This is a genomic window from Buchnera aphidicola str. Ak (Acyrthosiphon kondoi) (assembly GCF_000225445.1).
In the GTDB taxonomy this organism is placed as follows: Bacteria; Pseudomonadota; Gammaproteobacteria; order Enterobacterales; family Enterobacteriaceae; genus Buchnera; species Buchnera aphidicola_A.
This window is the reverse complement of sequence record NC_017256.1, coordinates 531722-556124: the sequence shown is the minus strand read 5'-3', so window position 1 is coordinate 556124 and position 24403 is coordinate 531722. Positions and strand designations below refer to the sequence as shown.

Here is a 24403-nt window from a genome sequence, read left to right as displayed (position 1 = left end):
AACCAAAACATGAACAAACTCAGGTCTGCTCATGTTTTCTATCAATAACATATAAGTAGTGTTATAATAAAATTATTTTTAATTAATTTTTTATTTTAATTAAAATAATTGGAGCCTTAAAAATATGATTCAAGAACAAACTATTCTTAATGTAGCTGATAACTCTGGTGCACGAACTGCTATGTGTATTAAAGTTTTAGGTGGCTCCCGTCGTCGTTATGCTGGTATTGGTGATGTAATTAAAATTACAGTTAAAGAAGCAATACCTAGAGGGAAAGTAAAGAAAGGAGAAGTTCTTAAAGCAGTAGTAGTAAGAACTAAAAAAGGAATCAGACGATCCGATGGTTCTATTATTCGTTTTGATACTAATTCTTGTGTTGTGTTGAATAATAACGAACAACCTATTGGAACTCGTATTTTTGGGCCTGTAACTCGCGAGTTAAGAACAGAAAAATTTATGAAAATTATTTCATTAGCTCCTGAAGTTCTTTAGCTATAAAAATTTTAAGGAACAAAAGATGGCATCAAAGTTGCGTCGTAATGATGCGGTTATTATATTAACTGGAAAAGATAAAGGAAAAACAAGTACTATTAAAGATATTTTATCTGTTAATAAAGTAATTGTTAATGGTTTAAATTTAATTAAAAAACATCAAAAACCAGTTCCATCTCAAAATAAAAGTGGTGGTATTTTAGAAAAAGAAGCTCCTATTCACATATCAAACATTGCTATTTTAAATCCTGAAACTAATAAATCAGATCGTATTGGTTTTAGATTTGAAAAGGGTAAAAAAGTTCGATTTTTTAAATCTAATAGAAAAACGATTCAATAGTCTGGAGTAATATAATGGCAACATTGTATGATTATTATAAGTCAAAAGTTATCAAACAGCTTATGCTTAAACTGAATTATAGTTCTGTTATGCAAGTGCCTAAAATTGATAAAATTACTTTAAATATGGGTGTAGGTACTGCCGCTTCTGATAAAAAAATTTTAGATAATGCTATTTCAGATTTAACAGCAATATCTGGACAAAAACCACTCATCACTAAAGCTCGTAAATCTGTAGCTAGTTTTAAAATTCGTCAAGGCTATCCTATTGGATGTAAAGTTACATTACGTGGTCAGAAAAAATGGGATTTTTTTGAACGTCTAATTATTATTGCTGTTCCGCGTATTCGTGATTTTCGTGGCTTATCAAGTCATTCTTTTGATGGTAAAGGAAATTATAGTTTAGGAATACGAGAACAAATTATTTTTCCTGAAATTGATTATGATAAAATTGATCGAGTTCGTGGATTAGATATTACAATTACTACTACCGCTAAATCTGATCACGAAGCTCTTTTATTATTATCTGCTTTTAATTTTCCTTTTCGTAAGTAAAAATAAGGTTATTCAATGGCTAAACAATCTATGAAAGCACGTGAAGTTAAACGTGTAAAATTAGCTAATAAATTTTATACACAACGTAATGCATTAAAAAATATTATTTCTAATATGAATTGCTCAGAGGAAGAACGTTGGAATGCAGTTCTTAAATTACAATCTTTCCCACGCGACTCCAGTCCATCACGTCAGCGAAACAGATGTCGTCAAACAGGTCGTCCGCATGCTTTTTTGCGTAAATTTGGATTGAGTCGTATTAAAGTTAGAGAAGCTGCCATGAAAGGTGAAATACCTGGTTTAAAAAAAGCCAGTTGGTAAAATATACTTTTTTAGTTTTTGGAGTTTAAAAATGAGTATGCAAGATCCGATAGCAGATATGTTAACTCGAATTCGAAATGGCCAATCGGCTAATAAGAATTCCGTTACAATGCCTTCATCAAGATTAAAAAAATCAATTGTCGAATTATTAAAGCAAGAAGGTTATATTAAAGACTACAAAATTATAGGAAATGCTAAATTAGAATTAGAAATAATTTTAAAGTATTTTCAAGGAAAATCAGTAGTAGAAATGATTCAACGCGTTAGTCGTCCTAGTTTGCGTATATATAAAAATAAGAATAATTTACCTGAAGTTATGTCTGGTTTAGGAATAGCAGTAATTTCTACTTCTCAAGGAGTTATGACAGATCGTATGGCGCGTCAAGCAGGTCTTGGTGGTGAAGTTATTTGTTATGTATCTTAAGAATTAATGGAGGAAGAATGTCTCGTGTTGCTAAATGTCCAATTGTTGTTCCTTCTGATATTAATATTAAATTAGATTCACAAAATATATCAATTACAGGAAAATATGGTTATCTTTCACGTACTATTCATCGATCAGTTAAAATTGAATATTTAAATGATAAAATAATTTTTTCACCTCATTCAGGTTTTTCTGATGGTTGGGCTCAAGCAGGAACTTCAAGAGCTCTCGTAAATTCCATGATTATAGGTGTTTCTAAAAAATTTAGTAAAAAATTACAATTATCGGGAGTTGGTTATCGTTTTTCAATAACAAAGGGTAATATAATTAATATGTCATTAGGTTATTCGCATATAATTGAATACTTTTTACCTGACGGTATTAGTGTGGAAAACTCATCTCCAACAGAAATTATTATTCAAGGAATAGATAAACAACTAGTTGGACAAATTGCGGCTAATTTACGTTCCTACCGTGTGCCAGAACCTTATAAAGGAAAAGGTATACGATATTCAGATGAAATCGTACGTATGAAAGAGGCTAAGAAAAAATAAAATGATTTTTTCCAGTAAAAAAAAAATAATTTCCCGTATACGCCGGTCTATGAAAACACGTCGTAAAATTAAAAAATTAGGCGCTATTCGACTAGTCATACATCGCACTCCACGTCATATATATGCCCAAATAATTTCTTCGATAGAATCAAAAGTATTAGCATTTGCTTCGACATTAGAAAAAAAAATAAACTGTAGTTTAAAATATACAGGAAATAAAGAAGCCGCAGCAAAAATTGGTAAAATTATTGCAGAACGCGCCTTGTCAAAAGGAATATATAATGTTTCTTTTGATCGATCTGGTTTTAAATACCATGGTCGTGTACAAGTTTTAGCTGAGTCTGCACGTGAAGTTGGACTAAAGTTTTAAGGTGAAAATTATAGAATGGCTAATATTGAAAAAAAAAACAACAGTGATTTACAAGAAAAATTAATTACGGTAAATCGTGTTTCAAAAACTGTGAAAGGCGGTCGTATATTTTCTTTTACAGCATTAACTGTAGTAGGAAATGGAGATGGACGAGTTGGTTTTGGCTATGGTAAAGCGCGTGAAGTACCTGCTGCTATTCAAAAAGCAATGGAAAAAGCTAGACGTAATATGATTACTATACCGTTAGTTAATAAAACTTTGCAACATTCATTAAAAGGTTCTCATACTGGATCACATGTTTTTATGAAACCCGCTTCTGATGGAACTGGAATTATTGCAGGTGGAGCTATGCGTGCAGTTTTAGAAGTTGCAGGAATACATAACGTATTAGCTAAAACTTATGGTTCTACTAACCCAATTAATGTTGTACGCGCTACTATGAATGGTTTAGTTAATATGAAATCTCCAGAAATGATAGCTGCCAAAAGAAATAAATGCATTGAAGATATATTAGGATAAATTATATTTAATGAAAAATATTAAAATTACTCAAATAAAAAGTGCTATAGGAAGGTTACCTAAGCATAAAAAAACTCTAATTGGACTTGGATTGCGTTATATCGGACATACTGTAATACGTAAAGATACACCTTCTATTCAAGGAATGGTTAAAAAAATTTCTTATATCTTAAAAATACAAGAGGAATAGAGATATGCGTTTAAATACTCTTTCTCCAGCAAATGGAGCACGTCAAAATCGAAAAAGATTAGGACGTGGTATCGGCTCAGGATTTGGAAAAACTTCAGGTCGTGGTCATAAAGGTCAAAAATCTAGATCAGGAAGCAGTATGCGTCGTGGTTTTGAAGGTGGCCAAATGCCTTTACATCGTAGACTTCCTAAATTTGGATTTAATTCTAGAAAAAAAAATATTACAACCGAAGTTCGTTTGTCAGATTTATCAAAATTATCTACGAATATTATTGATATCAATATATTAAAAAAAGAAAATATTATTAAAAAAAATATTAAACATGCAAAAATAATTCTTTCAGGAGAATTAAAAGTTCCTTTGATAATCAGAGGTTTACTTGTTACAAAAGGTGCTCGTGCTGAAATTGAAAATTCTGGTGGGAAAATTGAAGGATAAGCGGTAGATAATGGTTAAAAAATTAGGATTAAATTTTAAAAATACCAAAAAAAATATTAGTGAGTTAAAACAGAGGATTATTTTTCTAATAGTAGCTATCATTATTTTTCGTATTGGTTCTTTTATTCCAATTCCTGGAATTGATACTATAATTTTATCTAAAATATTAAATGAACAGAAAGGCACTATTGTTGACATGTTTAATATGTTTTCTGGTGGTGCTTTGAGTCGAGCTTCTATTTTTGCTCTAGGAATTATGCCGTATATATCAGCTTCTATTATTATTCAATTACTAACATTAGTATACCCAACTTTATCTGAAATGAAAAAAGAAGGGGAATCTGGACGTCATAAAATCAATCAGTATACTAGATATGCTACTTTAATATTAGCTCTCATACAGTCTATTGGAATTGCTACTACCCTTCCTAATATATCAGGAATGCGTACGATTATAATTAATACTGATTTTTGTTTTTATTTAATTGCTATTATAAGTTTGGTTACTGGCACGATGTTTTTGATGTGGTTGGGAGAATTAATTACAGAACATGGTATCGGTAATGGTATTTCAATTATTATTTTTATAGGGATAATTGCAGGTCTACCATCCGCTATTAGTAATACTATCGAAAAAACCAGACAAGGAGATTTACATATTTTATTATTTTTATTTGTGTTATTATTAATTTTTTTAGTAATTTTTCTTGTTGTTTTTATAGAAAGAGGACAAAGAAAAATTATTGTGCATTATGCACAACGTCAACAAGGTCGTCGCATTTATAGTGCGCAAAGCACTCATTTACCTTTAAAAATTAATATGTCTGGTGTAATTCCTGCGATTTTTGCTTCTAGTGTTGTTTTATTCCCTGCAACTATTATATCCTGGTGTAAAGTAAACAATCAATTGTTGCAAACCATATTGTTTTATTTACAACCAAACCAACCTGTATATTTAATTTTATATATTTCTGCAATAGTATTTTTTTGTTTCTTTTATACAGGATTAGTATTTAATCCTCGTGAAACAGCAGACAATTTAAAAAAATCAGGAGCTTTTATTTCAGGAATCAGACCTGGAGAACAAACAGCAAAATATATTCATAAAATCATGTTAAGATTAACACTAATTGGTTCTTTTTATATTACGTTTATTTGTTTGATTCCAGAATTCATGCGCAGTGCTATGAATGTTCCTTTTTATTTTGGCGGCACATCATTATTAATTGTTGTAGTAGTCATTATGGATTTTATCAGTCAAATTCAAACACTAGTAATGTCTCATCAATATGAATCTATGTTAAAAAAAGCCAATTTAAATTAAACATTTTATATTAGGATACTTGAGGAAATATAATGAAGGTACAAGCTTCTGTAAAAATACTTTGTCGAAATTGTAAAATAATAAGAAGAAATAATGTTGTAAGAGTTATTTGTAGTAATGATCCTAAACATAAACAACGTCAAGGTTAATAGCTTTTATAAATATCAATTATTATTTTAAGATTTATAGATTCATTTAAAATACATTTATAGGATTTTATAATATGGCACGTATTGCAGGTATTAATATTCCTGAAAATAAACACACTTTAATTGCATTAACTGCAATATATGGGATTGGTAAAAAGCGTTCTAGATTAATTTGTTCTATTGCTAATATTTCTGAATATTCTAAAATTATAGATTTAAATGAAGAACAAATTGATCTTTTAAGAACACATGTTGCAAAATATGTAATTGAAGGTGATTTAAGAAGAGAAAGAACTTTAAATATTAAGCGTTTAATTGATCTAAGTTGTTATCGCGGTTTACGTCATCGTAGAGGTCTTCCAGTGCATGGACAAAGAACTAAAACTAATGCTAGAACGTGTAAAGGTCCTCGAAAACCAATAAAAAAATAATTTAGGTAAGATTAATTATGGTAAAAAATTCAGCTTCTATTCGTACAAAAAAACGTGTGAAAAAACAAATTTTAGATGGCATAGCTCATATTCATGCTTCTTTCAACAATACTATTGTCACTATTACTGATAGACAAGGAAATGCTTTAGGTTGGGCAACTTCTGGTGGTTCTGGTTTTAGAGGTTCTCGCAAATCTACTCCTTTTGCTGCACAAGTTGCGGCTGAACGTTGTGCAGAAATAGTAAAAGATTATGGTATAAAAAACTTAGAAGTTATGGTTAAAGGACCAGGTCCTGGTAGAGAATCTACTATTAGAGCTTTAAATGCTGCTGGATTTCGTATTACAAATATTACTGATGTGACACCAATTCCTCATAATGGTTGCCGTCCTCCTAAAAAACGTCGTGTATGATTTTTTAGGAATTTTGGAGAATAAAATGGCAAAATATTTAGGTCCTAAATTAAAATTGAGTCGACGTGAAGGTACTGATTTGTTTCTTAAATCAGGCTTGCGTCCAATAGAATCAAAATGTAAATTAGAACAGCCTCCTGGACAACATGGCGTTCGCAAACCTAGACTATCTGATTATGCTGTCCAATTGCGTGAAAAACAAAAAGTACGTCGTTTGTATGGCATCTTAGAACGACAGTTTAAAATATATTATAAATTAGCAGCTAGTTTAAAAGGTAATACTGGAGCAAATTTATTAAATTTATTAGAATCTAGATTGGATAATGTGGTTTATCGTATGGGTTTTGGTTGTACTCGTGCTGAATCAAGACAATTAATTAGTCATAAATCTATTATGGTTAATAACAAAGTTGTTAATATTGCTTCATATCAAGTCTCTCCTAATGATCTAATTTCTATTAGGAAGAAATCTAAAAATCAATCACGAATAAAAGCGGCTTTGGAACTTGTTGAACAAAGAGAGAAACCAATTTGGATAGAAGTTGATTCAACTAAAATGGAAGGTATTTTTAAAAGATTTCCTGAACGTTCTGATTTATCTGCAGAAATTAATGAATATTTAATTGTCGAGCTTTATTCTAAATAATAAAGTTTACTGTTAAAAAGAGGATAATATGCAGAACTCTATCATGGATTTTTTAAAACCGCGTTTAGTTGATATTGAACAAATTAGCGCAACTCATACTAAAGTAACTTTAGAGCCACTAGAAAGAGGATTCGGTCATACTCTTGGAAATGCACTTCGTAGAATTCTTTTGTCTTCTATGCCTGGATGTGCTGTAACTGAAGTTGAGATTGATGGGGTACTTCATGAGTATAGCACTAAAGAGGGTGTACAAGAAGACATTTTAGAAATTTTATTAAATTTAAAAGGATTAGCTGTAAAAGTATATGGAAAAGATGAGGCCTTTCTTACATTAAATAAATCTGGAATTGGTTGTGTTACTGCTGCAGATATTATGCATGATGGTGACGTTGAGATTATTAAACCAGAACATGTAATTTGTCATTTAACTTATGAAAACGCTTCTATTAAAATGCGAATAAAAGTGCAACGTGGACGAGGTTATATTTCTGCATCTTCAAGAGTTCATTTGGAAGAAGATTCACGACCAATAGGTTGTTTATTAGTAGATGCTTGTTATAGTCCAATAGATCGCATTTCTTACAATGTCGAAGCCGCACGTGTAGAACAAAGAACTGATTTAGATAAGTTAGTTATTGAAATGGAAACAAATGGAACCATTGATCCAGAAGAAGCAATTCGACGAGCTGCTACTATTTTGGCAGAACAATTAGAAGCTTTTGTTGATTTAAGAGATGTTCGCGAACCTGAAGTTAAAGAAGAAAAACCTGAATTTGATCCCATTTTATTACGTCCAGTAGATGATTTAGAACTAACAGTTCGTTCTGCTAATTGTCTTAAAGCAGAAGCTATACATTATATTGGTGACTTGGTACAAAGAACTGAAGTTGAACTTTTAAAAACTCCTAATTTAGGCAAAAAATCTTTAACTGAAATCAAAGACATCTTAGCTTCTAGAAATTTATCTCTTGGTATGAGATTAGAAAATTGGCCACCATCAAGTGTTTTAGATGAATAATTTATATTTTATTTTATATTGAGATCTTAATAGAAGGAATAAATTTATGCGTCATCGAAAAAGTGGTCGTCAATTAAATCGTAATAGTGCTCATCTTCATTCTATGTTAAAAAATATGGCATGTTCGTTATTCATGCATGAAGTTATTAAAACTACTTTAGCTAAAGCGAAAGAATTACGTCGTATTGTCGAACCTATTATTACTTTATCTAAAACAGATACTATTGCACATAGACGATTAGTTTTTTCTCGTATTCGTGATGATGCGATAGTTGCGAAATTATTTAAAAAATTAGGGCCTTCTTTTTTTAGTAGATTAGGTGGTTATACTCGTATTCTAAAATGTGGATTTCGATCTGGAGATAAAGCTCCAATGGCTTATATTGAATTAGTTGATCGTGTTAAAAAAAATAAAAAAGAAGAAATTATAGAACAATAAAATTTATATTATTTTTTTTATAAAAATATATAAGATATGCTTTTAAAGCAAACGGAAACATGCCGTTTGCTTGTTTTTTTATAGCACAGATAGTTTTAAGAAAAAACACATTAATATTTCTTTATATAACAGTTCCAACTTTAAATAAATTTTTCTTAGAAGTAATTATATTTTTAACGTCCATAATTTTTTTGCCAGGTAATTGTAATTTTTCAATATTTAATATTTGATGAGATGTATTGATTTGAATTCCATTTTGATTAGAGCAGATAATTTCTCCTATAGAGAAATTTGATTTTATTATAGGAATAACTGTTGATTGCCATACTTTTATAGCTTTATTTTCTAATAAAAAGTAACATACCGGCCATGGATTAAATGCCCGTATTAAACGTTCTAATTTTTCAGCTTCTAAATTCCAATTTAATAAGGCATCTTTTTTATGTATTTTTTTCGATAAAATTACATTTTTTTCATTTTGTTTTTTTTCAATAATTGTATTTGATATAATTTTTTCTAATACTTCTAATAAAGCTTTTTCCCCAATTTTTACTAATTTTAAGGATAAGCTTTGAGTAGTATCTTTCGACGATATATCACACGTTTCTGTATGTATTATAGTGCCAGAATCAATTTTATCATTCATATTAATAATACTTATACCTGTATTTTTATCACCATATAAAATTGATGATTGAATCGGAGTTGCTCCTCGCCATCTAGGTAAAAGTGAGGGATGAACATTAATACAGCCATTTGGAAACATAGAGAGAATTTTTTTTGGTATTATTTTCCCATAAGAAACAACTATCATTATATCTGCATTAAGTTTTAGTAGTTTTTTTTGAAAAACTCTATCATTTAAATTTATAGGTTGAAAAATAGGAATATGATTATTTATAGATAGTATTTTTACAGGAGAAAAAGTAATTTTTTGTCCTCTTCCGGAAGAACTATCTGGTTGAGTAATTACTGAAATTACTTTATGTGAAGATCTAATTAGTGCATTTAAATGTTTGGCAGAAAAATATTCTGTTCCAGCAAAAACAATTTTTAATTTTTTCAAATTTATTTTATTCCTTGATCAATATTTTTTCTTTTTTTTTGAATTTTTTTTTGTATTCTTTCTCTTTTAAATTTTGATAGATAATCAATGAATAACTTACCTTGAAGATGATCTATTTCATGCTGTATGCAAATAGATAATATCGATTCTGCTTCTATTTCTATTTTTTCTCCATAAATATTGATTGCTTGAACTTTTATATAATTGTATCTTGGAATAGAAGCTCGATATTCTGGAATTGATAAACATCCTTCTTCAATGCTAATATTTCCTTCTTTTTTAATGATTTTAGGATTAATAAGTACTAAATTATTTTTTTCTTCTTCCATTGTATTAATGACTATAATTTGCAACTGAATATTTACTTGAGTTGCTGCCAAACCAATTCCTTCTTCTTGATACATTGTATCTATCATGTTATTTACGATTTTTTTTATTTTTTTATTAACTTCATTTACAGGTTTAGCAATAAGTCTTAAACGTGTATCAGGATAATATAGTATTTTTAACAAAGACATATATATTTTAGATGTAAAATAGTTGAATTTTATATATTAGTATAGACTTTTTTATTATAATTAAAAGTTTACTATTATTGTTTTTTGTTTTTTAATCAAAAAATATATTATATTTTTTAGTAGAAATTTATTTATATTATGACATTTTGCATATTATTTATTAAAAATACTCATAATAATCTTATATGTAGAATATATTATTAAATATTTAAATTTTTTAATATGTGATTGAGGACGTAATGTTTGATATATTAATATATTTGTTTGAAAATTATGTACATAGTGAATCAAAAAATTCTATTGATTACGATAGTTTAACTAATGATTTGTCTGATATAGGTTTTCAAAAACGAGATATTTATAATGCTTTACGTTGGTTAAAAAATCTTTCGTTTTATAAAAAAAATATTATTCCATCTATGAATTTATTGTCGAATCAGATTTCTACTCGAATTTATACTCAAGAAGAATCTCTTAAATTAAATGTTGATTGTCGTGGCTTTATACTTTTTTTAGAACAGTTAGAGATATTAACATTGGATACACGAGAAATAATAATTGAAAGAATTATGGAATTAGACATTAATGAATTAAATCTTGAAGATTTAAAATGGATTATATTAATTGTATTGTTTAATATTCCTGGATGTAAACCAGTATATCGTAAACTTGAAAATTTATTATTTAATTTTAAAGAAGATATTATTCATTAAAAAAATATTATTTTAAATTGAAGAATAATAATAATTTTTATCATGAGAAGATGTTAATGGATAAACATTGTTTTTTAAATTCACTGCTTCATTGTATAAAGATGTTACATGATGATAATGTAATTGCTTACCCTACAGAATCAATGTTTGGATTAGGGTGCAATCCTAATAGTAAAAAAGCTATAAAAAAATTATTAATTTTAAAAAAAAGAAGTATAGAAAAAGGATTTATATTAGTAGCTTCAGATTTTAATCAGATAAAAATGTATGTGAATGAAAATAACTTATCTAATAAGCAAAAACAAAAAATTTTTTTTCATTGGCCTGGACCATTTACTTTTTTACTACCAGCTAATCCTGATGTTCCTTATTGGTTGACTGGTAAATTTAACACTGTGGCTGTACGTATAAGTGCTCATATTGAAATAATAAAACTATGTAATGCTTTTAAAGGAGCTTTAATATCTACAAGTGCTAATATTTCAAATTTTACTCCATGTTTTACTCCCGAAGAAGTATTAAAATGTTTTGGTAAAGATTTTCCTTTATTACATGGGAAAATAGGTAATGAAAAAAATCCTTCTAAAATTATTAATATTATTAATGGAAAGTTAATTCGTCATGTTTAAATGCCAAAATTTTAATTATGCTGTATTCGGAAACCCTATTAATCATAGCAAATCTCCTATTATTCACAGTTTATTTGCAAAACAAACAGGTATTCTTCATATTTATAAATCCGTTAACGTTCCGTTAGATAAGTTTAATGTTTTTTTACAAGATTTTTTTAAACAAGACGGTCAAGGTGCAAATATTACTGCACCATTTAAACAAGAAGCTTATTTTTTTTGTGACAAATTAACTAAAAGAGCTAAGATTGCTCAATCTGTTAATACATTAAAAAAAATAGATAATAAGTACATTTTAGGAGATAATACAGATGGAATTGGATTATTATCTGATTTAACAAGATTAAATTTTATAAAAAAAAATTATTCAATATTAATAATTGGTGCAGGTGGTGCTGTTAAAGGAGTTCTTTTTCCTCTTTTATCTTTTGGGTGTTCAATTTTTATTTTAAATAGAACTGTTTCAAATGCTAAAAAATTAGTTTTACAATTTTATAAATATGGGAATATAGATGTTTTTGATGAAAATTCATCAAAAATAAAATCCTTTGATTTAATTATTAACGCTACATCAAAATTTATTGAAAGAAAAAATAATTTTATTCCTGTATCGTTAGTATCTTCAAAAACATGTTTTTATGATATGAATTATCAAAAAGATAAAAAAATGTTTATGAATTGGTGTTTGAAAATGGGAAATAATCTTTTTTCTGATGGAATAGGTATGTTAGCTTTTCAAGCAGCTCATTCTTTTTTTTTATGGCATAATATACTTCCAAAGACAGATTATATTATTGATATTTTAAAGAAATAAAATGATCTTTTACATAATAAATAATTTAATCTATATTTTTTTAATATTTTAACTAATAACAAAGAAAATACTTGACTCTTTTTTTTGATCTGTTATTTATTATATTATCAAATTTAAGAAAATAATTTTATGTAAAAGTCCCCTTCGTCTAGAGGTCTAGGACATCGCCCTTTCACGGCGGCAACAGGGGTTCAAATCCCCTAGGGGACGATAAATAAAAATATTTTTAAAATATTATATACTAATTTAAATTATTGTGTTATTCTCAAATTTAACTTTTAAAGTAAATTTAAAATTTAATAATAAGCTCTTTAAAAATTCGGAAAACAAGCACATAACTTATTTTTTAAAACACCTGTGGGTTGTAAGGTTAAGCAAATAAGCGTACATGGTGAATGCCTTGGCAGTCAGAGGCGAAGAAGGACGTGCTAATCTGCGAAAAGCGTCGGTAAGCTGATATGAAGCGTAATAACCGTCGATATCCGAATGGGGAAACCCGATGCAATTTTATGCATCATTATTAACTGAATTAAATAAGTTAATAAAGCAAACCAAGGGAACTGAAACATCTAAGTACCTTGAGGAAAAGAAATCAACCGAGATTCCCTAAGTAGTGGCGAGCGAAAAGGGAACAGCCCAGAACTAAAATCAATATAAATTATAGTAGAATGATTTGGAAAATTCAGCGATACAAGGTGATAGCCCTGTATACAAAATAATTTATATTGTGAGTTCGAAAAGTAAAGCGGGACACGAGAAATCCTGTTTGAATATGGGGGGACCATCCTCCAAGGCTAAATACTCCTGACTGACCGATAGTGAACTAGTACCGTAAGGGAAAGGCGAAAAGAACCCCGGCGAGGGGAGTGAAATAGATCCTGAAACCGTGTACGTACAAGCAGTGGAAGCATTTTTTTTAAATAATTTGTGACTGCGTACCTTTTGTATAATGGGTCAGCGACTTGTACTCTGTAGCAAGGTTAACCAAATAGGGGAGCCGAAGGGAAACCGAGTCCTAAATAGGCGTTAAGTTTCAGGGTACAGACCCGAAACCCGGTGATCTAGCCACGGGCAGGTTGAAGGTTGGGTAAAACCAACTGGAGGACCGAACCGACTGATGTTGAAAAATCAGCGGATGACCTATGGCTAGGGGTGAAAGGCCAATCAAACCGGGAGATAGCTGGTTCTCCCCGAAAGCTATTTAGGTAGCGCCTCGTGAATTCATCTGCGGGGGTAGAGCACTGTTTCGGCTAGGGGGCCATCCCGGCTTACCAAACCGATGCAAACTCCGAATACCGTAGAATGTTATCACGGGAGACACACAGCGGGTGCTAACGTTCGTTGTGGAAAGGGAAACAACCCAGACCGCCAGCTAAGGTCCCAAAGTCATAGTTAAGTGGGAAACGATGTGGGAAGGCATAAACAGCCAGGATGTTGGCTTAGAAGCAGCCATCATTTAAAGAAAGCGTAATAGCTCACTGGTCAAGTCGGCCTGCGCGGAAGATATAACGGGGCTCAAACTATGCACCGAAGCTGCGGCAGCAAAAATATATTTTTTTGCTGGGTAGGGGAGCGTTCTGTAAGCCAAAGAAGATATATTGTAAAGTATATTGGAGGTATCAGAAGTGCGAATGCTGACATGAGTAACGATAAAGCAGGTGAAAAACCTGCTCGCCGAAAAACCAAGGTTTCCTGTCCAACGTTAATCGGGGCAGGGTGAGCCGATCCCTAAGGCGAGGCTGAAAAGCGTAGTCGATGGACAACAGGTTAATATTCCTGTGCTTAATATTACTGCGAAGTGGGGACGAAGAAGGTTAAGTTATCCAGGTGACGGTTATCCTGGTTTAAATGTGTAGGTATGATAATTAGGCAAATCCGGTTATCTTTAATCTGAGGCATGATGACGAATTACTAAGGTAATGAAGTAACTGACACCACGCTTCCAAGAAAAGCCTCTAAGCATCAGGTAAAATTAAATCGTACCCTAAACCGACACAGGTGGTTAGGTAGAGAATACTAAGGCGCTTGAGAGAACCCAGGTGAAGGAACTAGGCAAAATAGTGCCGTAACTTCGGGAGAAGGCACGCTAACATTAAGTGAAAAGATTTACTCTTGTAGCTGAAGTTAGTCGAAGATACCAGCTGGCTGCAACTGTTTATTAAAAACACAGCACTGTGCAAACATGAAAGTGGAAGTATACGGTGTGACGCCTGCCCGGTGCCGGAAGGTTAATCGAAGGGGTCAAAGGAAACTTAAAGCTCTGGACTGAAGCCCCGGTAAACGGCGGCCGTAACTATAACGGTCCTAAGGTAGCGAAATTCCTTGTCGGGTAAGTTCCGACCTGCACGAATGGCGTAATGATGGCCAGGCTGTCTCCACCTGGGACTCAGTGAAATTGAATTTGCTGTGAAGATGCAGTATATCCGCGGCAAGACGGAAAGACCCCGTGAACCTTTACTATAGCTTGACACTGAATTCTGAATTTTAATGTGTAGGATAGGTGGGAGGCTATGAAATTAAAACGCTAGTTATAATGGAGCCAAACTTGAAATACCACCCTTTAAAATGCGGTATTCTAACCTAGTGCCGTAATCCGGCACAGAGACAGTGTCTGGTGGGTAGTTTGACTGGGGCGGTCTCCTCCCAAAGAGTAACGGAGGAGTACGAAGATTGGCTAATCACGGTCGGACATCGTGAGGTTAGTGCAAAGGCATAAGCCAGTTTGACTGTGAGCGTGATAACGCGAGCAGGTGCGAAAGCAGGTCTTAGTGATCCGGTGGTTCTGAATGGAAGGGCCATCGCTCAACGGATAAAAGGTACTCCGGGGATAACAGGCTGATACCGCCCAAGAGTTCATATCGACGGCGGTGTTTGGCACCTCGATGTCGGCTCATCACATCCTGGGGCTGAAGCAGGTCCCAAGGGTATGGCTGTTCGCCATTTAAAGTGGTACGCGAGCTGGGTTTAGAACGTCGTGAGACAGTTCGGTCCCTATCTGCCGTGGGCGTTGGAAGATTGAGGGGAGCTGCTTCTAGTACGAGAGGACCGAAGTGGACGCATCACTGGTGTTCGGGTTGTCATGCCAATGGCATTGCCCGGTAGCTAAATGCGGAAAAGATAAGCGCTGAACGCATATAAGCACGAAACTTGCCCCAAGATGAATCTTCCCTGAAACAGAAATGTTTACTGAAGGGACGTTGAAGACTACGACGTTGATAGGCTAGATGTGTAAGCATAGTGATATGTTGAGCTAACTAGTACTAATGACCCAAGAGGCTTAACCTTACAACACCAGAGGTGTTTTTAAAATAAATTTAATAAAAAGCTTGTTTTTACTGAATTAATTAATTTATTAAAGCATTTTAATAACATAAAAATATATTAAAACGCCTGGTAACAATAGTGTAGTGGTACCACCTGAATCCATTCCGAACTCAGAAGTGAAACGCTATAACGCCAATGGTAGTACGGGGTCTCCCCGTGTGAGAGTAGGTCAAATCCAGGCATAAAAAACCCGAAATTTTTTTCGGGTTTTTTTATATTTAAAATAAATTATTTTTAAAAGAATATTACAATTTTTATTGATCAATAGTATAGTATTTATTAAATATAAAAAATTTTTTATTGAAAATCATACAATTTTTTTTAAAATTCAATTACTTTCTAGCTAACAATAGATTTACATGTTAATCTATTGAGAATTTAAATTTTTTATATTATGATTTTAAAATCATATTATCATTAATAATGATTGATCAATTTTTTTTAATTTAGTATATTTTTTCATGTAAGGTAATATAGATGTCCAAGATTAAAGGTAATGTTAAGTGGTTTAATGAATCTAAAGGTTTTGGTTTTATTACTCCAGAAGATGGTAGTAAAGATGTTTTTGTTCATTTTTCAGCTATACAAAGTAATGGGTTTAAAACTTTAGCAGAAGGTCAAAGTGTTGAATTCGAAATCACTGAAGGAGCAAAGGGGCCATCTGCCGCCAATGTTATTAGCTTATAAAATAAGTTAATATTTCTTGATGTAAAAAAATATGTTTTTTATAGTACGGCTCTTTAATAGGGCTGTACTATATTAGTACAAAATATTTTTTTTATATATATTGTAAATTTTTTATAAAACCATTCTAACTATATTAATTTTACTAATTTCATGATATAAAATCTCAATTTGCTCAAAATTTTTAGCACATATTGTAATTGAAACAGAAAGATAGTTGCCTCTGTTACTCGATTTTACTTGAGGTGTATAATCTCCAGGAATCTGTATTTGAATTACTTTTATTATTTGATCAATAAGTTCAGGCTGTGCTAAGCCAATAATCTTATAAGTAAAAAAACAAGGGAATTTCAACATTTCTCGTAATTGTGTTTTCATGATTAATTCCCAATTTTTTTATAATAAAAAATTTTTTTATTTTTATAAAATTTATGAAAATCTTAATGTTTTATTATGTATATTACAATTAATTTTAAATATATTATAAATAATTATTTTATTTATTTTAAAATATTATATTATTAATATTTTTAGTAAATAAGAACTCAATCAGTTTATCACATTGGTAATATGGAAAATAACATATTTTATATTATTTTCTTTAAATATATTTTATAGGATATAAATTATGTTAAAAATTTTTAATACACTTACTAGTAAAAAAGAAATTTTTAAACCTATTAAAAACAATAAAATTAATTTATATGTATGTGGTGTTACTGTATATGATCTTTGTCATATTGGACATGGACGTACTTTTACAGTTTTTGATACAATAGTTCGTTATTTACGTTTTTCTGGTTTTCAAGTAAAATATATTCGAAATATCACTGATATAGATGATAAAATTATTTTAAAATCAGTTAAAGAAAAAACTGAAATCAGTTCTTTTACTAATGCCATGATAAAAGAAATGCATAAAGATTTTGATTTATTAGGAATTTTACGTCCTGACGAAGAACCACGTGTTACAGATTATATTCAAAATATAATTAAAATAATTATAAAATTACTACAAAAAAAACATGCATATATAAATAAAAATGGTGATGTTGTTTTTTCTATAGATAGCGATTCTAGTTATGGAACTTTATCTCATCAATCTTTAATATTATTAAAATCTGGAGTGCGCATTCCTATAAATGAGATGAAAAAAAACCCATTAGATTTTATTCTTTGGAAAATTTCTGATGACAAAAAATATTCTTGGAATTCTCCATGGGGAAAAGGACGACCTGGCTGGCATATTGAATGCAGTGCTATAACTACTGTTTTTTTTAATAATTCTATAGATATTCATGGAGGTGGTTCTGATCTTCTTTTTCCTCATCATGAAAATGAAAGATCTCAATCTATATGCTTTAATAATAAATCAATGATAAATTTTTGGATGCATACTGGGATGGTAATTATAAATAATCAAAAAATGTCTAAGTCTTTAGGCAATGTTTATTTTTTGAGAAGTATCTTAAAAGATTATAATCCTGAAGTATTACGGTATTTTTTTCTTTTGACACATTATCGTCATCCTATTTACTATTGTAAAAAAAATTTAGATCAAGCATGTATATCATTACAATATTTATATACAGCATTATATAATACTAATCCTTGTTCTAACGACGAAGAAGGCATTGATTTTGAATTTGAGTTTTATCAGGCGATGAATGATGATTTTAACACGCCTAAAGCATTTTCTGTTTTTTTTAAAATAGCACGAAAAATTAATTTTTTTAAAAAAAAAGATGTATTAAAAAGCAATAAGTTTGCTTTTAGATTAAAATATTTAGCTAACAATTTAGGTTTTTTATTACAAAACCCAAAAGATTTCTTACAAAAAAAAACTACATTAAACTCATCTACATTAAGAAAAATACAATTTTTAATCAAAAAAAGAAATCTTGCAAGACAGTTAAAATTATGGGAAGAAGCAGATAACATACGAAAAAAATTAATGTCTTTAGATATTATCTTAGAAGATTTTCCTGATAAGACTATATGGCGTAAAAATAAAAAATTTTAACAATCATGATAATTTTCACAGGCTTCTAATGTATTTTGTAGTAATGTTGCAACTGTCATAGGACCAACACCACCTGGAACAGGGGTTATATAAGATGCTCTTAAATATGCATTTTTAAAATCTACATCTCCTACTATTTTTCCATTTTTTAATCTATTAATTCCAACATCTATAACTATAGATCCATTTTTTATCCAATTTCCTTTTAAAAAATTTGCTTTTCCAACTGCGACAATCAATAAATCAGCATTTTGAACATGATTTTTTAGATTTTTAGTAAAACGATGTGTGACAGTAGTAGTACATCCTGCTAATAATAATTCTAAACTCATAGGTCTTCCAACTATGTTAGATGCACCAACCATTACTGCATGTAATCCATGAGTTTTTATCTTATTATATTTTAACATTGTAATAATCCCTTTAGGTGTACAGGCTCTTAATTTCGGTGTTCTTTGGCATAAAGAACCTGTATTATATGGATGAAATCCATCTACATCTTTATCAGGAACAATACTACTTAAAATTTTCATATGATTTATTTGTTTTGGAAGGGGTAATTGTATTAAAATTCCATCTATATTTTTATTTTTATTTAATTTAGAAATAAGATTTAATATTTCTATTTCACTTACATTATCAGGAAAATTCCAACATTCTGAAAAAAAACCTACATTTTTACATGCTATTTTTTTTTTATTGACATATATTTGTGAAGGAGTATGAGTTCCTACTAAAATCATAGCTAATCCGGGTATTTTTTTTCCATTTTTTTTTCTTTTATTTACTTTTTTTAAAATATTTAATTGTAATTGTTTTGCTATTTTGTTCCCATCTATAATTATTGCTGGCATTGGCAAGTGACTCAATTATTTTTTGTTTATTATTATATATAAAAATATCACTATAATACATATTGGCATTATTAAATTTAATATTATTTAATAATATTAATAGTAATTTAGTTGCATATATATTATATTAATGTTAGATTTTAATATAATTATTTAATGCGTTCTTAGCTCAGTTGGATAGAGCAACGGCCTTCTAAGCCGTAGGTCACAGGTTCGAATCCTGTAGAACGCAGAAATTACTTATTTAAAATTATTTCGATTTGTTCTTTAATTAAAGATAACGAATGTGTTGCATCGATTCGAAAATATTTTATATTTCCCAATTTTTTTTCATTTCTATAGTATTTCACTAATGGATAATGTGTTTTTTCATACTCTTCCAATCTATTTTTAATACTCTCTTTTGCATCATCTTTTCTTGTAATTAATAATTGTCCCGTTACATCATCTCTATCTTGAATTTTTGGAGGATTAAATTTTATATGATAGACACGTCCTGATTGAACATGTATTCGTCTACCTGATATACGTTCTAATATAGATTTATATGGCATTATAAATTCTAATACATAATCTATTTTGATCTGATTTTTTGATAAGTAAAAAGCTTGCGCAATAGTTCTTGGAAAACCATCTAATAAAAAACCATTAATACAATCTTCTCTTTTAATTCTCTTTTTTATCAAATTGCATACAATTTTATCAGAAACTAGTTTTCCCTCTTCAATAATATTTTTAATAATCATCCCTATTTTGTTTTTTGAATGAATACTTTCTCTTAGCATGTCACCTGTAGATATTTGAGGAATATTATATTTTTCCATAATAAATTTTGCTTGTGTTCCTTTTCCTGTTCCAGGTGCTCCTAGTAAAACAATACGCATAATTATTTCTTATTGATATATCAGTTAATAGTAAGATTACTACTATATGATAGTAGTAATCATATTTTTTTATTTGAGGAGTAATTTATTTATTCTAGAAATGAATTTATGTGGATTTTCTAGATTACCTTTTTCAGCCAATAAAGCTTGATCTAGTAATAATTTAATCCATTGATTAAGATCATCTTCATTGTCAATTAAACATATTTTTTTTATTAAAAGATGTTCTGGATTTATTTCAAAAATATATTTTAATTCTGGAACAGATTGTCCTGCTGCAGAAAAAAGTTTAGCCATCTGTGTGGTCATTTCAGTAGAATCACTAAGCAAAACACAAGGAGTTTCTGTTAATCTATAAGTTAGTCTTACATCTTTTACTTTATTTCCAAGTATTTTTTTTACTTTTTTTAAAAACTCAATCATTTCTGTTGAAACTTCATTATTTTTTATTTTTTTTTCTTTTGTTAGTTTACTTAATGATAAATCTTCTTTGCTAATAGATTGAAATTTTTTACCTTCGAATTCAGAAAGATAATTCATCATCCATTCATCAATTCGATCTGATAATAATAAAACATCAATATTATTTTTTTTAAACAGTTCTAAATGAGGACTATTTTTTGCAGCTGAATAACTATCTGCAGTAATATAATATATTTTTTCTTGTTTTTCATTCATATTAGATATATATTCTTTTAACGATATTTTTTGCTCTGAATTATTATTTTTTATGGATGCAAAACGTAATAGATTAGCAATTTTTTCTAAATTTTCATGATCTTCTGCTGGACCTTCTTTTAACACAAGACCAAATTGATTCCAAAAAATTTGATATTTTTCATTGTTATCTCGTGCTAGTTTATCTAGCATATTTAACGATCTTTTTATTAGTGCTTTTCTTAATTTTTCTGTTATAGAATTATCTTGTAATATTTCACGAGAAATATTTAAGGGTAAATCGCTAGAATCTACTAAACCTCTTATAAAACGTAGGTAATTAGGAAGAAAAGATTGAGAGTCATCCATAATATAGACGCGTTTTACATATAACTTTAAACCATGTTTATTATCTCTATTCCATATATCCCAAGCCGCTTTTTCAGGAATATATAATAAACTAATATATTCTTGATTTCCTTCCACATGATTATGACTCCATGTAAGCGGGTTATTTTGATCATTAGTAAGATGTTTATAAAACTCTTTATAATCGTTATCAGTAATAGAAGATTTATTTAATGTCCATAACGCTTTAGCTTTATTAATTTGTTCCCAAAAATACGTTTTATTTTTTTCATCATAATTTTGTATATGTATTGGAACAGTGATATGATCAGAATATTTGCTAATTATACTTTTAATACGCCATATTTCTAAAAATTCTTCTTCTTCTTTTTTTAAAAATAAAGTAATTTCCGTTCCTTTAGTTTTTTTTATAATATTTGTAACATTATATTCTCCTTCTCCTGAAGATTCCCATAATATTCCTTTATCAGATTGTAAACCAGCAAATCTAGTTCTAACTGATACCTTTTCTGATACAATAAAGGACGAATAAAAACCAACTCCAAATTCTCCAATTAATTCATTTTTTTTATTATTTTCTTTTTTTTCTAGAGATTTGAGAAATGATTTTGTCCCGGATTTAGCAATCGTACCGAGATTTTCAATGGCATCTTGTTTAGTCATTCCAATACCATTATCACTAATAGTTAATGTTCGTTGTGCTTTATTAACAGATATTTGAATTTTTATATTACTATCATTCTCATATAATTCTGGTGATGATATCGATTCAAATCGTAGTTTATCTATTGCATCTGATGCATTAGATATTAATTCTCTTAAAAAAATTTCTTTATTAGAATATAGTGAATGAATCATTAAATGTAATAATTGTTTTACTTCTGATTGAAAATTATAGACTTCTTTTTTTTGTGTTTTCATACAGACATCTCTTTTTAAATTTACATAAAAGTGATTTTTTTTAAAATATAAAAAGTATAGTTCTACAAGTATTTCTTTTATAACAAAATTAATAATTTTAAATTAATTTATAATTATTTTATTAATAATATTTTTTTACTTTATATTATTTTTTTATATAATTTAAACTGGTATATTAAATCCATTTGGAAGCTGCATACCTGTAGATATAGCAGACATTTTCTTTTTTTGTACTTCAGATATTCTTCTGGTTGCATCATTAAATGCAGCTGCGGCTAAATCTTCTAGCATATCTTTATCATCCTGAAGCAAACTAGGATCTACTTCGACACGTCTACAATTATGTGCTCCATTAATAGTTACTTTAACTAATCCAGCTCCTGCTTCTCCTGTAACTTCCATTTGAGCTATTTCTTCTTGTATTTTTGCCATTTTTTCTTGCATTTGTTGCGCTTGTTTCATTAAATTACCTAAACCACCTTTAGTAAACATATATTTTGATCTCTCTTTTTATGATATAAAAATGATATTTTTTCTCTTTTAGTCGATTTAAATTAGAATAATATTTTCTTATGAAACTCTATGTTAAAGAATTTTTTTAATGTTTTAATATTAAGATACTTTTTTAATAATAAATACTTTTTTTAATATTCTTTTTTTAATATATTTTGCAAAACTATTTATAAGGATTTAATGTATATATTTTCTTTTTTCTTATGATTAGTTGAATTTTTTTTAGTTATTTTATGAAGTTCTCTTTTAAAATTATTTATATATTCAACTGTATTAGATTTTTTTTATTATTTAAATGCACATACTAAAATTTTAAGAAATTTTCATGTAAGGTATGCATTACTAATTGTTTGGCATTGATTGTTAAATTGTTTAAGCTGTATGTTTCTGTATATCAAGAATCTGGTTTTTAATTTTTTTTTTAATATAATTAATGATTTTTTATTTTTTTCAATGTTTAACTAAAAATAATTTTTTTTAGATATTGATTTTATTTTTTTCATATAAGTTTCTTTTTTTTTGCTATTTTTTAGAGCTGTTATTTTTTTTTTATTTTCAAGCAATTCTTTTCTATTTTTTAATACCGAGTTTATTGTTTCATTCATTTTTTTCAATACTCAAATTATCTTAATAAAATATTTTTATTTTTTTTTATTTTAGTAATTGCACGTAATAAAGACATTTCTACTCCTATTTTTTGACTTGGAGCAAACTTAAGTTCTTTTCTTCCATTTAATAGCACTTGATAACATAACTGAATATCTTTTTTGTTGATATCTTGAGCTGTTTTTTTTATCTGATTCTGATATTTTCCAGAAAAAAATTTCTCCCATACTAATGGAAAATTTTGTGATATAGAAATATGATATAAAAAATGTAACATTTCTATTAAAACTTCCTCCCATTCTACTCCTATAGCACTTATTTTATTTAACAATAGCATTGTTTTTTTTGAATCTTTTTTTAAAACAGCATCAGTCAATAAAAAAGAATATTTTTCAGGTGGAATTCCTAACATTTCATTTATGTTTTTTATATAAACATGACCATTTCCGAGATTTATAGCATGTTCTAGTAAGTTAAGTGCATCTCGTATACTCCCTTTAGCATGATAAGAGATTTTTTTTAAAGAATATTCGTCAGTATTAATAGATTCTTTAATTAAAATTTTTTTTAAAAAATTAAAAATTTTTTCTTCAGATATTATCTGCAACTTAAAATACAAACAACGAGAAATAATAGTTTTGGGAATTTTTTCTATATTTGTGGTTGCTAAAATAAATTTAACATGTTTAGGAGGTTCTTCAAGCGTTTTAAGAAGTGCATTAAAACTATGACGAGAAAGCATATGAACTTCATCAATTAAATACACTTTAAAACGGCTTTTTGTTGGAGCATAATAAATATTATCTAACATTTCTCGTATATCTTCTACTTTAGTACGAGAAGCGCCATCTATTTCTAATACATCTAAACATAATCCTTTTTCTATTTCTTTGCAAATAATACATTTTCTACAAGGGCTTGATGTAATGCCATTTTGACAATTTAAACTTTTAGCAAGTAACCGCGCAATGGTAGTTTTTCCTATTCCTCTAGTACCAGATAATAACCATGCATGATGAATACGACCAAGAGATAATCCATTGGATATAGCAGTTACAATATGTTTTTGACCAATTATATCTTGAAAAGATTGTGGACGCCATTTTCGTGCTAATATTTCATAGTTCATATAAATCTTATAATGATTTTATTAAAATATTATTATGCTATCAATATTTATTATATTATGAAAGTACTCTTGTTT

General features: G+C 29.0%; 31 protein-coding genes, 2 tRNA genes and 2 rRNA genes. 26 read left to right on the top strand and 9 right to left on the bottom strand.

From position 1 onward, the window contains the following. The first annotated feature begins 124 nt into the window (after positions 1–124). The 17 genes from rplN to rplQ all read left to right on the top strand — a co-directional run bounded on the left by rplN (position 125) and on the right by rplQ (position 8624). Positions 125–493 (top strand): 50S ribosomal protein L14, encoded by a 369-nt coding sequence (gene rplN, locus BAKON_RS02610; RefSeq protein ID WP_014499645.1) that lies wholly within the window; start codon positions 125–127, stop codon positions 491–493. A gap of 25 nt (positions 494–518) precedes the next feature. Continuing rightward, the gene (gene rplX, locus BAKON_RS02605) at positions 519–833 is read left to right on the top strand and encodes a 50S ribosomal protein L24 (protein WP_014499644.1); all 315 of its coding nucleotides are present in this window, start codon (positions 519–521) and stop codon (positions 831–833) included. A gap of 14 nt (positions 834–847) precedes the next feature. Continuing rightward, entirely contained in the window at positions 848–1387 is a 540-nt protein-coding gene (rplE, locus tag BAKON_RS02600; protein WP_014499643.1) for a 50S ribosomal protein L5, read from the top strand. A gap of 15 nt (positions 1388–1402) precedes the next feature. Continuing rightward, positions 1403–1708: a 30S ribosomal protein S14 gene (rpsN, locus tag BAKON_RS02595; RefSeq protein ID WP_014499642.1), complete on the top strand. Its 306-nt coding sequence runs from the start codon at positions 1403–1405 to the stop codon at positions 1706–1708. Positions 1709–1739: 31 nt separating this feature from the next. Further along, on the top strand, positions 1740–2132 hold the full coding sequence (gene rpsH / locus BAKON_RS02590) for a 30S ribosomal protein S8 (RefSeq protein WP_014499641.1): 393 nt from the start codon (positions 1740–1742) through the stop codon (positions 2130–2132). A 17-nt stretch (positions 2133–2149) separates the two neighbouring features. Further along, positions 2150–2686 (top strand): 50S ribosomal protein L6, encoded by a 537-nt coding sequence (rplF, locus tag BAKON_RS02585; protein ID WP_014499640.1) that lies wholly within the window; start codon positions 2150–2152, stop codon positions 2684–2686. Between the two features lies 1 nt (position 2687). Further along, complete coding sequence (rplR, locus tag BAKON_RS02580) at positions 2688–3056, top strand: 50S ribosomal protein L18 (RefSeq protein ID WP_014499639.1); 369 nt, start codon at positions 2688–2690, stop codon at positions 3054–3056. A 15-nt stretch (positions 3057–3071) separates the two neighbouring features. Next, positions 3072–3575 (top strand): 30S ribosomal protein S5, encoded by a 504-nt coding sequence (gene rpsE, locus BAKON_RS02575; protein ID WP_014499638.1) that lies wholly within the window; start codon positions 3072–3074, stop codon positions 3573–3575. A gap of 10 nt (positions 3576–3585) precedes the next feature. Further along, on the top strand, positions 3586–3765 hold the full coding sequence (gene rpmD, locus BAKON_RS02570; protein ID WP_014499637.1) for a 50S ribosomal protein L30: 180 nt from the start codon (positions 3586–3588) through the stop codon (positions 3763–3765). Positions 3766–3769: 4 nt separating this feature from the next. Then, the gene (gene rplO, locus BAKON_RS02565) at positions 3770–4204 is read left to right on the top strand and encodes a 50S ribosomal protein L15 (RefSeq protein ID WP_014499636.1); all 435 of its coding nucleotides are present in this window, start codon (positions 3770–3772) and stop codon (positions 4202–4204) included. Between the two features lie 10 nt (positions 4205–4214). After that, entirely contained in the window at positions 4215–5528 is a 1314-nt protein-coding gene (secY, locus tag BAKON_RS02560; protein ID WP_014499635.1) for a preprotein translocase subunit SecY, read from the top strand. 32 nt (positions 5529–5560) lie between these two features. Beyond that, positions 5561–5677 (top strand): 50S ribosomal protein L36, encoded by a 117-nt coding sequence (gene rpmJ, locus BAKON_RS02555; RefSeq protein WP_014499634.1) that lies wholly within the window; start codon positions 5561–5563, stop codon positions 5675–5677. Positions 5678–5751: 74 nt separating this feature from the next. Continuing rightward, complete coding sequence (gene rpsM, locus BAKON_RS02550; protein WP_014499633.1) at positions 5752–6108, top strand: 30S ribosomal protein S13; 357 nt, start codon at positions 5752–5754, stop codon at positions 6106–6108. Between the two features lie 17 nt (positions 6109–6125). Next, positions 6126–6521 (top strand): 30S ribosomal protein S11, encoded by a 396-nt coding sequence (gene rpsK, locus BAKON_RS02545; RefSeq protein WP_014499632.1) that lies wholly within the window; start codon positions 6126–6128, stop codon positions 6519–6521. Between the two features lie 25 nt (positions 6522–6546). Next, positions 6547–7167 carry a 30S ribosomal protein S4 gene (rpsD, locus tag BAKON_RS02540; protein WP_014499631.1) on the top strand — a complete coding sequence of 207 codons (621 nt, stop codon included), beginning with the start codon at positions 6547–6549 and terminating at the stop codon, positions 7165–7167. 28 nt (positions 7168–7195) lie between these two features. After that, complete coding sequence (locus tag BAKON_RS02535) at positions 7196–8185, top strand: DNA-directed RNA polymerase subunit alpha (RefSeq protein ID WP_014499630.1); 990 nt, start codon at positions 7196–7198, stop codon at positions 8183–8185. A gap of 46 nt (positions 8186–8231) precedes the next feature. Beyond that, positions 8232–8624, top strand: coding sequence for a 50S ribosomal protein L17 (gene rplQ / locus BAKON_RS02530; protein WP_014499629.1), 393 nt, complete (start codon positions 8232–8234; stop codon positions 8622–8624). Positions 8625–8745: 121 nt separating this feature from the next. Here the strand turns inward: rplQ and fmt are convergent, their stop codons facing one another. Continuing rightward, a complete protein-coding gene (gene fmt / locus BAKON_RS02525) occupies positions 8746–9690 on the bottom strand; it encodes a methionyl-tRNA formyltransferase (RefSeq protein ID WP_014499628.1) in 945 nt (314 codons plus the stop codon). 2 nt (positions 9691–9692) lie between these two features. Then, on the bottom strand, positions 9693–10208 hold the full coding sequence (gene def, locus BAKON_RS02520; protein WP_014499627.1) for a peptide deformylase: 516 nt from the start codon (positions 10206–10208) through the stop codon (positions 9693–9695). A 239-nt stretch (positions 10209–10447) separates the two neighbouring features. Between def and BAKON_RS02515 the strand changes: the two genes are divergently transcribed. The 7 genes from BAKON_RS02515 to cspE all read left to right on the top strand — a co-directional run bounded on the left by BAKON_RS02515 (position 10448) and on the right by cspE (position 16375). Continuing rightward, entirely contained in the window at positions 10448–10921 is a 474-nt protein-coding gene (locus BAKON_RS02515) for a DUF494 family protein (protein ID WP_014499626.1), read from the top strand. Between the two features lie 101 nt (positions 10922–11022). Then, positions 11023–11550, top strand: a complete 528-nt coding sequence (locus tag BAKON_RS02510; protein ID WP_144011083.1) for a Sua5/YciO/YrdC/YwlC family protein — start codon at positions 11023–11025, stop codon at positions 11548–11550. Beyond that, complete coding sequence (aroE, locus tag BAKON_RS02505; protein ID WP_014499624.1) at positions 11543–12364, top strand: shikimate dehydrogenase; 822 nt, start codon at positions 11543–11545, stop codon at positions 12362–12364. The genes BAKON_RS02510 and aroE overlap by 8 nt, the downstream gene beginning before the upstream one ends. Before the next feature lie 137 nt (positions 12365–12501). Beyond that, positions 12502–12574, top strand: a tRNA-Glu gene (locus tag BAKON_RS02500). 158 nt (positions 12575–12732) lie between these two features. Continuing rightward, positions 12733–15649, top strand: a 23S ribosomal RNA gene (locus BAKON_RS02495). A 104-nt stretch (positions 15650–15753) separates the two neighbouring features. Next, a 5S ribosomal RNA gene (rrf, locus tag BAKON_RS02490) occupies positions 15754–15869 on the top strand. 296 nt (positions 15870–16165) lie between these two features. Next, complete coding sequence (gene cspE, locus BAKON_RS02485; RefSeq protein ID WP_009874442.1) at positions 16166–16375, top strand: transcription antiterminator/RNA stability regulator CspE; 210 nt, start codon at positions 16166–16168, stop codon at positions 16373–16375. A gap of 111 nt (positions 16376–16486) precedes the next feature. On the opposite strand, the gene ybeD is transcribed toward cspE, so the two are convergent. Further along, positions 16487–16750 carry a DUF493 family protein YbeD gene (gene ybeD, locus BAKON_RS02480; RefSeq protein ID WP_014499623.1) on the bottom strand — a complete coding sequence of 88 codons (264 nt, stop codon included), beginning with the start codon at positions 16748–16750 and terminating at the stop codon, positions 16487–16489. A gap of 250 nt (positions 16751–17000) precedes the next feature. Here ybeD and cysS point away from each other — a divergent pair, with 250 nt between their 5' ends. Next, positions 17001–18395, top strand: a complete 1395-nt coding sequence (gene cysS / locus BAKON_RS02475; RefSeq protein WP_014499622.1) for a cysteine--tRNA ligase — start codon at positions 17001–17003, stop codon at positions 18393–18395. Here cysS and folD read toward each other — a convergent pair. Then, positions 18392–19249, bottom strand: a complete 858-nt coding sequence (folD, locus tag BAKON_RS02470) for a bifunctional methylenetetrahydrofolate dehydrogenase/methenyltetrahydrofolate cyclohydrolase FolD (RefSeq protein ID WP_014499621.1) — start codon at positions 19247–19249, stop codon at positions 18392–18394. The two genes, cysS and folD, sit on opposite strands and share 4 nt — an antisense overlap. Positions 19250–19407: 158 nt before the next feature. On the opposite strand from folD, the gene BAKON_RS02465 reads away from it, so the two are divergent. Then, positions 19408–19481, top strand: a tRNA-Arg gene (locus BAKON_RS02465). 4 nt (positions 19482–19485) lie between these two features. Here BAKON_RS02465 and adk read toward each other — a convergent pair. The 5 genes from adk to dnaX all read right to left on the bottom strand — a co-directional run bounded on the left by adk (position 19486) and on the right by dnaX (position 24328). Continuing rightward, positions 19486–20133: an adenylate kinase gene (adk, locus tag BAKON_RS02460; protein ID WP_014499620.1), complete on the bottom strand. Its 648-nt coding sequence runs from the start codon at positions 20131–20133 to the stop codon at positions 19486–19488. A 69-nt stretch (positions 20134–20202) separates the two neighbouring features. Next, positions 20203–22080: a molecular chaperone HtpG gene (gene htpG / locus BAKON_RS02455; protein WP_014499619.1), complete on the bottom strand. Its 1878-nt coding sequence runs from the start codon at positions 22078–22080 to the stop codon at positions 20203–20205. 162 nt (positions 22081–22242) lie between these two features. After that, entirely contained in the window at positions 22243–22572 is a 330-nt protein-coding gene (locus BAKON_RS02450; RefSeq protein WP_014499618.1) for a YbaB/EbfC family nucleoid-associated protein, read from the bottom strand. 482 nt (positions 22573–23054) lie between these two features. After that, the gene (locus BAKON_RS03240) at positions 23055–23198 is read right to left on the bottom strand and encodes a hypothetical protein (protein ID WP_158306817.1); all 144 of its coding nucleotides are present in this window, start codon (positions 23196–23198) and stop codon (positions 23055–23057) included. A gap of 17 nt (positions 23199–23215) precedes the next feature. Further along, positions 23216–24328 carry a DNA polymerase III subunit gamma/tau gene (dnaX, locus tag BAKON_RS02445; protein WP_014499617.1) on the bottom strand — a complete coding sequence of 371 codons (1113 nt, stop codon included), beginning with the start codon at positions 24326–24328 and terminating at the stop codon, positions 23216–23218. Positions 24329–24403: the final 75 nt, after the last annotated feature.

What these genes read in the sequence shown, in the direction of transcription:
- rplN (WP_014499645.1), top strand. Translation starts at nt 125, where the DNA reads ATGATTCAAGAACAAACTATTCTTAATGTAGCTGATAACTCTGGTGCA.
- rplX (WP_014499644.1), top strand. Translation starts at nt 519, where the DNA reads ATGGCATCAAAGTTGCGTCGTAATGATGCGGTTATTATATTAACTGGA.
- rplE (WP_014499643.1), top strand. Translation starts at nt 848, where the DNA reads ATGGCAACATTGTATGATTATTATAAGTCAAAAGTTATCAAACAGCTT.
- rpsN (WP_014499642.1), top strand. Translation starts at nt 1,403, where the DNA reads ATGGCTAAACAATCTATGAAAGCACGTGAAGTTAAACGTGTAAAATTA.
- rpsH (WP_014499641.1), top strand. Translation starts at nt 1,740, where the DNA reads ATGAGTATGCAAGATCCGATAGCAGATATGTTAACTCGAATTCGAAAT.
- rplF (WP_014499640.1), top strand. Translation starts at nt 2,150, where the DNA reads ATGTCTCGTGTTGCTAAATGTCCAATTGTTGTTCCTTCTGATATTAAT.
- rplR (WP_014499639.1), top strand. Translation starts at nt 2,688, where the DNA reads ATGATTTTTTCCAGTAAAAAAAAAATAATTTCCCGTATACGCCGGTCT.
- rpsE (WP_014499638.1), top strand. Translation starts at nt 3,072, where the DNA reads ATGGCTAATATTGAAAAAAAAAACAACAGTGATTTACAAGAAAAATTA.
- rpmD (WP_014499637.1), top strand. Translation starts at nt 3,586, where the DNA reads ATGAAAAATATTAAAATTACTCAAATAAAAAGTGCTATAGGAAGGTTA.
- rplO (WP_014499636.1), top strand. Translation starts at nt 3,770, where the DNA reads ATGCGTTTAAATACTCTTTCTCCAGCAAATGGAGCACGTCAAAATCGA.
- secY (WP_014499635.1), top strand. Translation starts at nt 4,215, where the DNA reads ATGGTTAAAAAATTAGGATTAAATTTTAAAAATACCAAAAAAAATATT.
- rpmJ (WP_014499634.1), top strand. Translation starts at nt 5,561, where the DNA reads ATGAAGGTACAAGCTTCTGTAAAAATACTTTGTCGAAATTGTAAAATA.
- rpsM (WP_014499633.1), top strand. Translation starts at nt 5,752, where the DNA reads ATGGCACGTATTGCAGGTATTAATATTCCTGAAAATAAACACACTTTA.
- rpsK (WP_014499632.1), top strand. Translation starts at nt 6,126, where the DNA reads ATGGTAAAAAATTCAGCTTCTATTCGTACAAAAAAACGTGTGAAAAAA.
- rpsD (WP_014499631.1), top strand. Translation starts at nt 6,547, where the DNA reads ATGGCAAAATATTTAGGTCCTAAATTAAAATTGAGTCGACGTGAAGGT.
- BAKON_RS02535 (WP_014499630.1), top strand. Translation starts at nt 7,196, where the DNA reads ATGCAGAACTCTATCATGGATTTTTTAAAACCGCGTTTAGTTGATATT.
- rplQ (WP_014499629.1), top strand. Translation starts at nt 8,232, where the DNA reads ATGCGTCATCGAAAAAGTGGTCGTCAATTAAATCGTAATAGTGCTCAT.
- def (WP_014499627.1), bottom strand. Translation starts at nt 10,208, where the DNA reads ATGTCTTTGTTAAAAATACTATATTATCCTGATACACGTTTAAGACTT.
- BAKON_RS02515 (WP_014499626.1), top strand. Translation starts at nt 10,448, where the DNA reads ATGTTTGATATATTAATATATTTGTTTGAAAATTATGTACATAGTGAA.
- BAKON_RS02510 (WP_144011083.1), top strand. Translation starts at nt 11,023, where the DNA reads ATGTTACATGATGATAATGTAATTGCTTACCCTACAGAATCAATGTTT.
- aroE (WP_014499624.1), top strand. Translation starts at nt 11,543, where the DNA reads ATGTTTAAATGCCAAAATTTTAATTATGCTGTATTCGGAAACCCTATT.
- cspE (WP_009874442.1), top strand. Translation starts at nt 16,166, where the DNA reads ATGTCCAAGATTAAAGGTAATGTTAAGTGGTTTAATGAATCTAAAGGT.
- ybeD (WP_014499623.1), bottom strand. Translation starts at nt 16,750, where the DNA reads ATGAAAACACAATTACGAGAAATGTTGAAATTCCCTTGTTTTTTTACT.
- cysS (WP_014499622.1), top strand. Translation starts at nt 17,001, where the DNA reads ATGTTAAAAATTTTTAATACACTTACTAGTAAAAAAGAAATTTTTAAA.
- folD (WP_014499621.1), bottom strand. Translation starts at nt 19,249, where the DNA reads ATGCCAGCAATAATTATAGATGGGAACAAAATAGCAAAACAATTACAA.
- adk (WP_014499620.1), bottom strand. Translation starts at nt 20,133, where the DNA reads ATGCGTATTGTTTTACTAGGAGCACCTGGAACAGGAAAAGGAACACAA.
- htpG (WP_014499619.1), bottom strand. Translation starts at nt 22,080, where the DNA reads ATGAAAACACAAAAAAAAGAAGTCTATAATTTTCAATCAGAAGTAAAA.
- BAKON_RS02450 (WP_014499618.1), bottom strand. Translation starts at nt 22,572, where the DNA reads ATGTTTACTAAAGGTGGTTTAGGTAATTTAATGAAACAAGCGCAACAA.
- BAKON_RS03240 (WP_158306817.1), bottom strand. Translation starts at nt 23,198, where the DNA reads ATGAATGAAACAATAAACTCGGTATTAAAAAATAGAAAAGAATTGCTT.
- dnaX (WP_014499617.1), bottom strand. Translation starts at nt 24,328, where the DNA reads ATGAACTATGAAATATTAGCACGAAAATGGCGTCCACAATCTTTTCAA.